The 12,650-nt window shown below is 64.5% G+C and carries 9 protein-coding genes; 5 read left to right on the plus strand and 4 right to left on the minus strand.

Annotation, left to right across the window (positions count from 1 at the left end; all coding sequences use genetic code 11):
- Positions 1-45 precede the first annotated feature (45 nt).
- From P7C00_RS19725 to P7C00_RS19740, 4 genes are all read right to left on the minus strand, one after another.
- Positions 46-513, minus strand: coding sequence for a DUF6368 family protein (locus tag P7C00_RS19725; RefSeq protein WP_404937167.1), 468 nt, complete (start codon positions 511-513; stop codon positions 46-48).
- A gap of 154 nt (positions 514-667) precedes the next feature.
- Entirely contained in the window at positions 668-1,060 is a 393-nt protein-coding gene (locus tag P7C00_RS19730; protein ID WP_404937168.1) for a hypothetical protein, read from the minus strand.
- 156 nt (positions 1,061-1,216) lie between these two features.
- The gene (locus P7C00_RS19735; RefSeq protein ID WP_404937169.1) at positions 1,217-2,305 is read right to left on the minus strand and encodes a polyamine ABC transporter substrate-binding protein; all 1,089 of its coding nucleotides are present in this window, start codon (positions 2,303-2,305) and stop codon (positions 1,217-1,219) included.
- Between the two features lie 50 nt (positions 2,306-2,355).
- On the minus strand, positions 2,356-3,657 hold the full coding sequence (locus P7C00_RS19740; RefSeq protein WP_404937170.1) for an NAD(P)/FAD-dependent oxidoreductase: 1,302 nt from the start codon (positions 3,655-3,657) through the stop codon (positions 2,356-2,358).
- A 136-nt stretch (positions 3,658-3,793) separates the two neighbouring features.
- Here P7C00_RS19740 and P7C00_RS19745 point away from each other — a divergent pair, with 136 nt between their 5' ends.
- The 5 genes from P7C00_RS19745 to P7C00_RS19765 all read left to right on the plus strand — a co-directional run bounded on the left by P7C00_RS19745 (position 3,794) and on the right by P7C00_RS19765 (position 12,637).
- Complete coding sequence (locus tag P7C00_RS19745) at positions 3,794-4,714, plus strand: LysR substrate-binding domain-containing protein (RefSeq protein ID WP_404937171.1); 921 nt, start codon at positions 3,794-3,796, stop codon at positions 4,712-4,714.
- Positions 4,715-5,281: 567 nt separating this feature from the next.
- Positions 5,282-6,433: a non-hydrolyzing UDP-N-acetylglucosamine 2-epimerase gene (wecB, locus tag P7C00_RS19750; RefSeq protein ID WP_404937172.1), complete on the plus strand. Its 1,152-nt coding sequence runs from the start codon at positions 5,282-5,284 to the stop codon at positions 6,431-6,433.
- Positions 6,430-8,607, plus strand: coding sequence for a cyclic di-3',5'-guanylate-activated glycosyltransferase NrfB (nrfB, locus tag P7C00_RS19755; protein ID WP_346636215.1), 2,178 nt, complete (start codon positions 6,430-6,432; stop codon positions 8,605-8,607). The genes wecB and nrfB overlap by 4 nt, the downstream gene beginning before the upstream one ends.
- A complete protein-coding gene (locus P7C00_RS19760; RefSeq protein ID WP_404937173.1) occupies positions 8,604-11,768 on the plus strand; it encodes an NfrA family protein in 3,165 nt (1,054 codons plus the stop codon). Before nrfB ends, P7C00_RS19760 begins: the two co-directional genes overlap by 4 nt.
- Positions 11,768-12,637 (plus strand): DUF4434 family protein, encoded by an 870-nt coding sequence (locus P7C00_RS19765; protein ID WP_404937174.1) that lies wholly within the window; start codon positions 11,768-11,770, stop codon positions 12,635-12,637. Before P7C00_RS19760 ends, P7C00_RS19765 begins: the two co-directional genes overlap by 1 nt.
- Positions 12,638-12,650 lie beyond the last annotated feature (13 nt).

Below are 12,650 nucleotides of genomic sequence, written 5' to 3' on the forward strand. Positions count from 1 at the left end.
CGGAAGGTGGTGGGCGGGGCGGCAGTGCGGGCGTGTGGCCGTGGATCATTTCACCAGTCGAAAATCCCGGTGCCCCAACCATGCCGCAAAGTCCACAGAGCTGAAAATGCTCTCGCCCTCATGCTCGATGATCGCCAGCCCCGCCAGAAACTCGCTGTCCCGGGTGTAGGCATGGATGCTGGCGCAGAAGGCCACCACGCCATCCAGGCGCCGGACCAACGCCAGCGCCGCCTGTCCTAGCCGTTGGTGATCCAACAGATCTTTATCCATGGCCACCAGGCTCAGGATACCTTCAGGGAGCCATCCCAACGGCCCGGCCAGCCCGGCATATTCCGCCAGTTCCTCTGGATAATCGGGCCCTAGCGCGTAAAGCATGGGGCTGCCTTCAATGAAGAACGATCCCGTCCCCATCCAGGGCTGATCTGCTACTTCGGCCAAGCAGGCCCGTACCAGGCTTTCGACCAAACCATCGATCTTGCGCGGCAACAGCACCCTGACAGTCGGTCCGGCCATTGATTGATGTTCTCCAGCGGGCCGCCTGCGCATTATCGAGAGCGGACAAGTCATGGTTGCTTACATCCGCTCCGGCCCCCGGAGCGAATCACCGGGCCGGGAGTATACAGACAGCAAGAGGCGTGTACAAAAACCTGCGCTGCATTGATGCGACTCAACGCCTGGAGCCATTGACCCCAAGCACCTCCTCCAAGCGCTTCGCCTCCCCCTCCGACAACAACGGCGCAGGCGGCTCCATAGCGTGCCGGATGGCAACCTGCGCCGCAGGGGCAGGAGGCTTGGCCCTGGCGGTACGGCTGCGAGTCGAGCGGCTCTGCGGATACAGCGCCTCGTCCAGGCATTTGTCCCGCATGCCCTGGCTGGACAAACCCTGACAGCCCTTGCCGTTGGACCAGGCCCGGGCACCACAGGTGGTCTTGCTGTCGGGGTCTTGCAGGTCGACGCAGCCCAGGGAGCCAAAGCCGTGCCCGAGCACTTCAGCGGGATCGGCGGCGTGGGCCGCTGCGCCATATAGCAGCAGCGAAGCGATAAGCAGTGTCTTGTGCATGAGTGCGCATCCTTGGCGACAGCATCTCCTCGGCCCGATCCCACCACCGAGGCTTGCTGTGGTGTGGTAGGAAATACACTGTTCTATCAGCCGAAGATGACAGTTCCCCACCTCTGCCGCGCGCCCCTGCTCCGGTGGCTTGAAACGCCCCTGCCCTCAGGTGCCGCTGGTGATCCGGGTCCACAGGCGAGTGCTCAGGCGCATCCCGGCCGGGGTCATGGTCTTGATCGGGAACAGGGTGTCGAGCACCGATTGCGGCGGGTAGGCGGCCGGGTTGTCACGCAGCCGTGGCTCGATGTAAGGCAAGGACGCCGCGTTGCCGTTGGCGTACTGCACGAAGTTGCTGATATTGGCGATAACCTTGGGGTCCAGCAGGTAGTTCAGGTAGGCGTAGGCGTTTTCCAGGTGCGGGGCGTTCTTGGGAATCACCACCATGTCCATGGCCACGGTAGAGCCTTCCCGAGGGATGCTGTAGCCGATGTTCACGCCGTTTTTCGCCTGCTGGGCGGTGGCCATGGCTTGCAGCACGTCGCCGCTGAAACCCACGGCCACGCAGATGTTGCCGTTCGCCAGGTCGCTGACGTACTTGGCCTGGTGGAAGTAGAGGATCGAAGGACGGATGGCCCGCAGCGCCTCCTCGGCCTGCTTCAGGTCTGCCGGCTGTTCGCTGTGGGGATCAAGCCCCAGGGCCTTGAGGGTGATGGGTACCATCTGCGTCGGGTTGTCGAGGAAGGCTACGCCGCACTGCTTGAGCTTCTGGATGTTCTCTGGCTTGAACAGCATCTGCCAGGACTGGGTGACATCGGTGTTGCCGAAGATCGCCTTGATCTTGTCGACGTTGTAGCCGATGCCAACGGTCACCCACATGTAGGGAATGCCGTACCGGTTGCCCGGGTCGCTGGTTTCCAGCAGCTTCATCAGCTTGGGATCGAGGTTGTTCCAGTTGGGCAGCTTGCTCTTGTCCAGGGGCTGAATTGCCCCGGACTGGATCAGCCGCGGCAGGAAGTGGTTGGACGGGCTGGCCAGATCGTAGCCACTGCCACCGGTCATCAACTTGGCCTCGGTGGTCTCGTTGCTGTCGATCACGTCGTAGGTGGTCTGGATGCCGGTGCGTTGGGTGAACTCGCTCAAGGTGTCGGGAGCGATATAGCCGCTCCAGTTGGCGATGCTCACTGTTTCTGCCGCCTGTGCGCCTGTGGCGCACAAGGCCAGGGATAACAGTGCCGTAGTGGTGCGATTGATCATATTGCCGCCCTCTGTGCTCTTATTATTGCGGCGATTTTTCGCCGCGACGGTTAACGTTCGTGTCGCGCGCGCTGCACTTCCCAGCCCATGCGCAAGCTTGCTCCAATGTCAAAAAACGGTCGCGGCGGCAGGTAGCCGGGGCGGGCCTGGGACAACACATCGCGCAACAGCGGCGAGTCGCCGCCGGCCGCCATTTCCGCCAGCAGCCGCCCCCACAGGGTGCCCCGGGCAACCCCGGAGCCGTTGCAACCGGCCACTGTGTGCAGGCCCTCGGCTACCCGGCTGAAATAGGGTTCGCCAGAGCGGGTGCCGCTCAGGTGTCCGGTCCAGGTGTATTGCAGATCGGCATCGGTGATCCCGGGAAAGCGCTTTTGCAGACCCCGCAGATGTGCCTCGCGGCGTACCGCCAACTGCGCCAGCCCCAGGTCACGCTGGCGGTATTCGACGGTATTGCGCATCAGCAGCCGGCGCCCTGGCAGCAGGCGCACGGTGGCCGCTCCCGGCAGGGTGGAAAGCACGCCCCAGCCCTGCTCGTCCAATAGGCTCTGCCAGGGTTGTTCTGGCAGCGGCCGGGTGATGCTGGCGCTCAGCTCCAGGGGAAAGGTGCCGCTGTGCTTGACGCCAACCCGAGGCAGGAACGCGCCGACACAAGCCAGCACCTGGGCCGCCTTGATCTCGCCCTCTCGGGTCTGCGCCCGCCAACCCTCGCCGGGCACGGGTCGCAGGTCGTCCACCGGGCTGTTTTCATAGACATCCACGCGCTCGGGCAACGCTTGCAGCAGGCCCTTCACGTACTTGGCCGGCTGCAGCAAGGCGTTGCCACCGGCGCAGTGAATTGCCCGCTGATAGAAAGCGCTGCCCAGGCGTTGCTGCAGCGCCGGGCCTTCCAGATAGCAGGCCTGAGCCCCGACTGCATTCAAGGTGGCGACCCGCGCGGCACTGTCTTGCAGATGCTGGGGCTGATGCACGGCGAAGTGGTAGCCGCCGTCATTGAACTCGCACTCGATGGCCAGTTCGGCAATACGCTGGCGCACCTCCTCGCCGGCGGCGAAACCCACCCGCGAGGCGACCTGATAGGCCGGATAACCAGGGCGGTCGATCAGTTCGTCGGCACCCGGCAGTTCATGGCTGACCACAAACCCCGAATTGCGCGCCGAGGCGCCCTGGGCCGCACGCTGACGATCCAGCAGGACGATGCGCTGCTGGGGAAACATCCGCGCCAGGGCGTGGGCCGCCGAGAGGCCGGTAATGCCGCCGCCGATGATCAGCCAGTCGGTTTTCTGCACGCCCTTGAGTGTCGGCCGCTGAGGGGCTTCCCCCGCCAGGGCGATCCAGCCACATACATTGTTCAAAGCCTGCCACTCCTTCACAATCCATGCGCCAGGAGCATTCAACAGGGAATCCACGCCGGCGCCACATGCCGACAATCTATGGCGACCCAAGCTGGATTTCGAACGTTATTAATTCATTGATCTATTCGGAAAACGCATGGATAACCCTCTTCGACTGCCCTCGCTGCAAGCCTTGCAGACCCTGCTCAACGTGGCCCAGACCCAGAGTTTCACCGAGTCCGCCGCGCGCCTGCACCTGACCCAGAGCGCAGTGAGTCGGCAGATCCAGCAACTGGAGGAGCACTACGGAGTGACCCTGTTCGAACGCAGCAGTCGACGAGTGTCACTGACCGACCAGGGCCGCGATGCCTGCAGCGTGGCCAGCGAGATTCTCCGGTCCCTGGGAGCGCTGCAGGAACGCCTGGCCCCGGCGCCCCTGGACCGACCGTTCCGTATCCGCATCTTCGTGTCCCTGGCGGTGCGCTGGCTGCTGCCCCGGCTCAGTGGCTTCTACGCCGCCAACCCCGGACTGTGCCTGTCCATCGAGACGGTGGGGGGCGCCCTGGTGGACACCGGTGGCGACTGTGATGCCTATGTGCTGTACCTGCCCGAAGGCCTGGACGAACGACCGCTGACACTGCTGTTCGACGAGTACCTGGTGCCGGTATGTGCACCGCAGTTGAGTGACGGGCAACAGCCGCCGCGCTCCCTGGAGGAACTGGCGGGGCATGCGCTGATCCACGGCTCCATTAGCCGCCAGGAGTGGACCGCTTGGCTGCAAGCCCAGGACGATCTGACCCCTCGCAGCTACAAGCACATCCTGTTCAACCTCGACGACCTGGCCCTGGACGCCGCGGCACGAGGGCTGGGAGTGGCCATGACCGACCTGATCCTGGCCCAGGACTCGATCGCCCGGGGCAGCCTGCTGATACCCTTCGGCGCAGCACTGAAGACCGGTGGCGTCTATGCCCTGTGGCTGCGCGACAGCGGCGCCGCGCACCCGGCCTGCGAAACCGTATTGAACTGGTTCCAGGCCCAGGCCGCCGAACGGGATCTACCCACCCCGGACAATGGCTGAACCAGGCCCTGCTGATCATGGGCCGGGACAAACAACGCTGAAGGACCACTGAACAGGGTCCGGGGAAGGTTCGAAAAGTGCTGAGCGCTCAGTTGTAGACCGCCGTCATTGCCCAGGCAAAACACCCCAGCACCAGGGCCATTGCTACTACATACACCGCTAAAGCACGACCCACAGCACTACTCCACAAAACAGACTGCCACCCATACCTGCACCCCCCAGGACGGGGGATGACGCGCATTTTAACAGCGAGCGACATCATTTTGACACGATCGCACGCGACGGATTTTCAACCTCCCGACAAGTGGCATTAGCGTCAATTTTGTGACAAGCATTTCACTGACGTGGAGGTGCCCTGTCGAAGATCGAGAAAGCATGATCCTGCATCTTCAAAGCAGTATTGCGCCATACAAAGGAATTTAACCTCAAGATCGCCGCAACATCCTCTTTTTTCAGCAACTGCACACTTGAGCGATAGCACAGCGTCCCTGCCCCTGCTGGACAGGAGTAGTTAGCACTGCTTTGATTCAACGTTCGTTCCGATTGCATCGCACCCAAGGAGGGGACATGCCTTTTAAAGTCATGATGGTTTTCGGTACACGCCCTGAGGCAATCAAGATGGCTCCACTGGCCCGGGTTCTAAAACACTGGCCAGGTCTGCAACTGCACATCTGTTCCACCGGCCAACATCGGGAGATGCTCAAACAGGTACTGGATTCCTTCGAGTTGCAAGTCGACAAAGACCTGGAAGTGATGACCCAGGGCCAGTCCCTCAACGGCCTCTCGCAACAACTGCTGATCCATCTGGATACCACCTTCGAGCGCCTGCAACCGGACATCGTCCTGGTGCATGGCGACACCACTACCAGCTTTATCGCCGCCCTCGCCGCCTTTCACCGCCAGTTGCCCATCGGCCACGTCGAGGCCGGGCTGCGTACCGGCAACCTCAGGGCGCCCTGGCCCGAGGAAGCCAACCGGCGCCTGACCGGGGTCATCGCCGACCTGCACTTCGCTCCGACTGCCGAGGCCCAGGCCAACCTGCTGCGGGAAAACGTGCCCGTGGAGAACATCGAGGTCACCGGCAACACGGTGATCGATGCGCTGCTGTGGATGCGTCACCACCAGCAACAGACCCAATGGCGCCCCGCCGCCGATTCGCCCCTGGCGGTGCTGGAACACAACCGGCGCATGGTGCTGATCACCGGCCATCGCCGGGAGAATTTCGGCGACGGTTTCCGCGACATCTGCGAAGCCCTGGCCACCCTGGCCCAACGCTACCCGGACGTGCAGTTCGTGTACCCGGTGCACCTCAATCCGCAGGTGCAGAGCGCGGTCTATGGCCTGCTCTCGGACACACCCAACATCTACCTGATAGCGCCTCAGGACTATCAGCATTTTGTCTGGCTGATGGGGCGCTCGTACTTCATCCTCAGCGACTCCGGCGGCATCCAGGAAGAGGCGCCGGCCATCGGCAAGCCGCTGCTGGTACTGCGCGACGTCACCGAACGGCCGTCGGTGCTAGAGGGCGGCACCGTGTTGCTGGTGGGCACCGACCGCGAACGTATCGTGCGCCATGCCAGTGCATTGCTGGACGATGCCGAGTTCCATGCCCGCATGAGCCGGGTACACAGCCCCTGTGGCGACGGCCATGCCAGTGAGCGCATCGCCCGCCGCCTATGCACCTGGCTGGAGGCTCAAGCCCTGCGTGACAGGGCATGAGCCTGGACTTGGTCGATGCCTTCATCTACATCCTCTACGGCCTCAAATACCTGGCAATCAGCCTGGCCCTGCTGATGTTCCTGCTGGGCCTGGATGACCTGTTCATAGACCTGGTGTACTGGAGCCGCAGGCTGATCCGGCGCTGGCGGATCTACGAAAAGTTCAAGCCGGCAGACGAGGAACGGCTGTTCGCGACCCCGGAAAAACCGCTGGCGATCATGGTCCCGGCCTGGAACGAGGTGGGTGTGGTGGGCGAGATGGCGCGCCTGGCGGCGTCCACCATCGACTACGAAAACTACCAGATCTTCGTCGGTACCTACCCCAACGACGCCGAGACCCAGGCCGACGTCGACGCGGTGTGCCTGCACTACCCCAACGTGCACAAGGTGGTCTGCGCACGCCCCGGTCCCACCAGCAAGGCCGACTGCCTGAACAACATCATCGACGCCATCCTGCGCTTCCAGAGCGAGGCGAAGATCGAGTTCGCCGGCTTCATCCTGCATGACGCCGAAGACGTGATCTCACCCATGGAACTGCGCCTGTACAACTACCTGCTGCCCAACAAGGACCTGATCCAGATCCCGGTCTACCCCTACGCGCCGCAGTGGCAAGGTTTCACCGCCGGACATTATGTCGACGAATTCGCCGAGAACCACGGCAAGGACGTAATCGTGCGCGAGGCCCTGACCGGCCAGGTGCCCAGCGCCGGGGTCGGCACCTGCTTCAGCCGCCGCGCCATCAGCGCCCTGCTGGAAGACGGCGACGGCATCGCCTTCGACGTGCAGAGCCTGACCGAGGACTACGACATCGGTTTTCGCCTGAAGCAAAAAGGCATGAAGTGCATCTTTGCCCGCTACTCGATAAACGACCCCAAACTGGCCCTGGACTACCAATGGGTACCGGGCATGAACCGCCAGTTCGCCCAGGTGATCTGCGTGCGCGAACACTTCCCCCGAAACTGGCAGCACGCCGTCCGGCAGAAGTCCCGCTGGATCGTCGGTATCGTGTTCCAGGGCACTACCAACCTGGGCTGGAGCCGCACGGGCCTGCTCAACTACTTCCTCTGGCGCGACCGTCGAGGGCTGATCGCCTACCTGCTGAGCTTCATGGTCAACCTGCTGTTTCTGGTGCTGCTGAGCCTGTGGCTGATCACTGTGCTGACCCCGGATGCCTGGCACTTCCAATCAATCCTGAGCGACAGCTCGCTGCTGGTGGCGCTGCTCTGGCTCAACGGCCTGATGCTGCTCAACCGCCTGTTCCAGCGAGCCTGGTTCGTTACCCGCTTCTATGGGCTGGTGCAGGGACTGTTGTCGGCACCGCGGATGATGTGGAGCAACTTCGTCAACTTCTTCGCCAACCTGCGAGCCCTGCGCCAAGTACTGCAGATGGGCGATTCGCGACGTGTGGCCTGGGACAAGACCACCCATGAGTTTCCCGCCCTGACCAAGGCCCAGCGCACGCCCCTGGGCCAACGCCTATTGGAAAAGGGCCTGCTCAGTGAAGAGCAGCTCGAAGCGGCAATCACCAGCCCGGTGCGTCGGCGCCTGGGCCGCGAATTGCTATTGCGGGGCTACATCGACAGCACCCAACTGGTGCAGGAACTGGCGGCACAGTTCGATCTGCAATGGGCGCCACTGAACCCGTTCAAGCTCGATCCGCAACTGATCGCCAGCATGCCCCGGCGCATTGCCGTGCAATACGCTGTGCTGCCGGTGGCCGAGCAGGGCGAAACCCTGATCCTGGCTTCCGAAGACCCCGTGAGCCAAGTGTCCCTGGGGGCCATCAGTCGCCAGCTCAAGCGCCCGGTAACCTGCCGCCTGGCACCTCAGGGCCGGGTGACCCTGGGTATCCGCCACTGGTATGCCGGCCAACATCAGGGCGAGGAAACCCGACGCATGCTCGCCACCCTGGAACGGCGTCAGGACGATGAAGCGCTGCTGGAACGGGTCAGCCGTCATCAGGTGCAAATCGGCAGCCTGCTGCAAGTGCGTGGCCTGGTTCCGCCCAGCCTGTTCAACCAGGCGATGATCGACTACGACGCCGATCGCGGCTCCCTCGGTGAACATCTGCTGGAGCGCGGCATGATCACGCCTCAGGTGCTGCAACAGGCCCTGGCAGACCAGGCCAGTGAACAACAAGCGGCCTACCGCATCTTCGCGCGGGAGGATGCATGAACACGCGCAATCAACTGCTCCTGGGCGGCCTGCTGCTGAGCCTGTCCGGCCTGCCCCTGGCGCAGACCGAAGCCCTGAGCGAATTCGAGCGTTTTCGCAGCTATCCCTATCTGGATCGCAGCTACCGCGAAGCGCACAAAGGCAACTGGAAGGAAGTGGAACGTCTGACCCGGCACCTGTTGCAACAGGTGCCGAAAAACCAGGAGGCTCAGGGCCTGCTGGCCCAGGCCCTGGCCAGGCAACGCCGTTACAAGGATGCGTTGCAAGCCATGCACACCCTGCCACCAGACAGCGCGGCCCTGCTGGAGCTGCGCCTGACCTGGATCGAACAGGACCCTCCCGGCCCCCGGCAAGTGGAACGCTGGATCGACAGCAGTGCGCTGGAACATCGCATCCGCCTGTGGCAGGCCTACAGCATGAGCCTGGCCAAGTTCGGCGGCGCCGCCCGTGCCCATCAATGGCTGGCGAAACTGCCGGACAAGGGCGACGACAGCCAACTGCGCCTGGCCAGCGCCAGCTGGTCCGAACAGCTGCGCAACTGGGATGAAGTGATTGCCCAGCTCGAACCCGTAGCAGCCCGCCAGCAGCTCGATGCAGACGGCTGGCAGCGCCTGGCCAACGCCTACATGCAGCACCTGGACGAAAGCAAGCTGCAAGCCCTGCTGAAACAGGCACCCAGTCCGCAAGCTGCCCACAAGGTCCATCTGGCGATGATCGAACGAGCCATCGCCCTGGGTTACCGGGCCCAGGCCCAGCGCTGGATCCTGCGCCTGCCTATGCAGGATCAGGCCGATCCGGTCCTGCGGGTACAGCATTGGGAACTGGCCCGCCAGGAGAACGACAGCGAAACCGTGCTGCGCCTGAGTGCCGAGCTGCAGCGACCTTGCCTGGAAACCGCGGAGTGGTTGTCCCGGCATGACCCTGACGCCGCCCTCCGGCAGTTGCATCAATGCTCGCCCAAAGAGGACCCACAGGCCTGGTTGGTGCTCGCCCAGCGCCTGCAGGCCGGCGACCTGCTGCAAAGCCAGCGGCTGCCGGAGCCTTGGGACACGGCGCGCCGGGAGCGTCTGCTGGAGGTCTGGCTGAAACAGGGCCAAGGCGCCCGGGCCCTCCAGTGGTTGAGCCAGCAGGAGCAAACCCCGGCGGTGCTGAAACAGCGCGCCATGCTGTTGCAGGCCCAGGGCCGCACCCGCCAAGCCGCTGAACTGTGGGAGCGCCAGTACCGCCAGACCGGCAACCTGGCAGCCCTGGACCAAGCCTCCTACCTGGCCCTCGACAACGGCCGGAAGGCCCACGCTCAGGCCCTGCTGGAGCAGGCCTACGACCGCCACGGCGGCGGCTTGCCCGCCTCCTCGCTGCAACGCCTGGCCGGGCTGTACGCCGCCTCATCTGCGTTGACTCCGGCACAGTTGCGCCGCCTGGGTGCACTGCTCAAGCGGGTCGATCCCATCACCCGCGGTCAACTGCTCGCGCAACTGGCGCAAAACGGTGGTTGCGACGCGGTGCAACAAGCCATCGGCCCACGCCCAAGGGAAATCGGGGAATACCGGGCCCTGGGCCGTTGCGCCATGCCCGGACAACCCGGCGCCGCCGTGGCCTGGTACCAGGCCGCCGAACGCCTGGGAGATCGCAGCAGCCGCTTGCCGCTGGCCTATGCCCTTGAAGCCTCCGGTGATTCGGCCGGTGCCTTGGCCATCTGGCGCAGCGTGCCGGACAGGCAACTGAGCGACAACGCCCGCCTCACCGCCAGCCGCAGCGCCTTGAATCTGGGCGACAACGCCAGCGCCGAGCACTACTGGCAACAGAGCCAGACCCGTGGCGCCGATGAGTGGGCCCTGGGCGCCGCCATTGCCGAGCAGCGTGGCGACTACAGCGGCGCTCTGGAACGTCAGCGTCAGGCCCTCGGGCCGTCAGCCAATGGCGGGCACCACTACGCAGCCTCGGTAACCGCCCAGAAGGCCGGCGACCTGTCACAGAGCACCCTGTGGCTGGCCGAGGCCGTGCGCCTGGAGCCGAACAACCCACGCTTTCGCGCCGACTACGGCATGCGCCTGGCCGGCACCCGAACTCCGGAGCAGCGGCGCCTGGCCATTCCCTACCTGCAACAGGCCACTCGAGACTTCCCCGAAGACTATCGCCTGGGCGAGAGCCTGGCCTGGCGCTATGACGAAATCGAAAACAGCCTCGGCGCCCGCAAGGAACTGCGCCGGGTCATCGACCTGGAGCAGCATCCGGTGGCCGCCAACGATGAGAATGGCAGCATGCAAGCCCGTCGCTACCGTCAGCGCCGCGCCCACGAAACCCTGTCCCGGCGCGACAGTCTGACCCTCGCCAGCACCTGGTCGCCGGGCGGGGTCTCCACCCATAACAGTCTGTTGCCCAACAGCCAGCACCAGGGCCACCACCGCCGCCCGCAATCGCAGAACGTCCAGGTGGCCATGTGGGACCACGCCCTGGGCGAAGAACCAAGCCGCAACGGCAGCAGCCTGTCGGTCTACGGCCGCACCCTGCTCGGCGGCCGCGGGCGCTCCTCCTACGGTGAGTCGGCCGCTGCCGGCCTGGGCCTGCGCTACAAGCCCTGGGGCAACGCCAACATCAACTTCTACGGCGAGCTCTACAAGCAAAGCCAGTTCGACGACCAGGACAACCACGGCCTGAGCCTGGGTCAGATGCTCGACCCCGTGCGCCTGCTGGACCAGCTCAACGACCATCGCAAACGCGGCCACACCAGCACCGACTACCTGCTGCGGGGCACCGCCTCGTTCCTCGACCAGGGCCAGTACCGCAATGACTGGCGGATCGACGAGAGCGACTGGGACGAGCGCTTCCTCTACCTGGACGCCGCCTGGTGGACCAAGGCAGGTGACCATCAATGGCTGTCGCGCTACCAACAGGGCCACGCCTGGAAACTGCCGGTCAGCACTGCCCAGACCCTGATGCCCTACGGGTTTCTCGAATTGGCCGCCCAGGACCCGCGCAACCACTGGCGCCAGGACCTGCGTACCGGGGTCGGCCTGCGCTGGCAGTACGGGTTCGACGATGACCAGTACAACGCCTATCGCAGCCGCCTGACGATACGCGCCGAATATCAACAATCCCTGGGAGGCAACCTGTACGAAGGGAGCAACGGCGTCCTGGTGGGCGTGGAGCTGAATTTCTGATGAAACGACTGACGTTGATCACCCTGTTGTACCTGGGCCTGAACCTCGGCGCCCAGGCCGAGGAGCGGCTGTTCTACCAGCCGCTGAACAGCGATGCGGCGCTGAGCCGCGAACAGTGGCGCGAGATCTGGCAGGCCAGCGCCCGCCAAGGCGTACGCACCCTGATCGTGCAGTGGACCGCCTACGGCGACTCGCACTTGGGCAATGCTCACGGCTGGCTCGCCGACAGCCTGCGCCAGGCTCGGGAACAAGGCCTGCAACTGGTCCTTGGGCTGTACATGGACCCGGCTTATTACCAGCGCATCGAGCAACTGGACAGCGCCGGTCTGGAAACCTATTGGCAAGCGCAGTTGGCCGGGTCCCTGGAGCGCCAGCACAGGCTGCGCAAAGACTGGAAGCTGCCGGTCAGCGGCTGGTACCTGCCCATGGAACTGGACGACCTGCGCTTCCAGGCCGCGGAGCGGCGTAGCACCTTGCAGCACCAACTCCAGGACTTCGCCCATCAGCTCGATGCGCCGCTGCACCTGAGCGCCTTCAGCGCCGGGCACCTGGCGCCCCGGGTCAATGGCGCCTGGCTCGGCGAACTGGCCGCCGGCGGCATACAGGTCTGGTGGCAGGACGGCGCCGGTACCGGGCGCCTGGCGCCGGGGGTGCGCGACAGCTACGCCGCCGCCCTGCCCTGCGGGGTCGGCATCGTCCGGGAGGCCTTCCGCCAGACCAGCGCCGAGGGCCAGCCGTTCCGTGCCGAACCGGCGGCGCCTGACGCCCGCCCCGGCGCCTGCCATGCCACCGCGGTGTTTTCCCTGCGTTACCGCCCGTGGGGCAAACCGCTACTGGATCAGTTGCTCATGACCAAGGCGGGCCAGTGAAAGCCCTCATCCG

The organism is Pseudomonas sp. JDS08PS003 (assembly GCF_045013505.1).
Lineage (GTDB): Bacteria > Pseudomonadota > Gammaproteobacteria > Pseudomonadales > Pseudomonadaceae > Aquipseudomonas > Aquipseudomonas protegens_B.

Bases quoted from the DNA above. Each gene is read 5' to 3' on its own strand.
- wecB (WP_404937172.1), top strand. From the start codon at position 5,282: ATGCCTTTTAAAGTCATGATGGTTTTCGGTACACGCCCTGAGGCAATC.
- P7C00_RS19725 (WP_404937167.1), bottom strand. From the start codon at position 513: ATGGCCGGACCGACTGTCAGGGTGCTGTTGCCGCGCAAGATCGATGGT.
- nrfB (WP_346636215.1), top strand. From the start codon at position 6,430: ATGAGCCTGGACTTGGTCGATGCCTTCATCTACATCCTCTACGGCCTC.
- P7C00_RS19735 (WP_404937169.1), bottom strand. From the start codon at position 2,305: ATGATCAATCGCACCACTACGGCACTGTTATCCCTGGCCTTGTGCGCC.
- P7C00_RS19730 (WP_404937168.1), bottom strand. From the start codon at position 1,060: ATGCACAAGACACTGCTTATCGCTTCGCTGCTGCTATATGGCGCAGCG.
- P7C00_RS19745 (WP_404937171.1), top strand. From the start codon at position 3,794: ATGGATAACCCTCTTCGACTGCCCTCGCTGCAAGCCTTGCAGACCCTG.
- P7C00_RS19760 (WP_404937173.1), top strand. From the start codon at position 8,604: ATGAACACGCGCAATCAACTGCTCCTGGGCGGCCTGCTGCTGAGCCTG.
- P7C00_RS19765 (WP_404937174.1), top strand. From the start codon at position 11,768: ATGAAACGACTGACGTTGATCACCCTGTTGTACCTGGGCCTGAACCTC.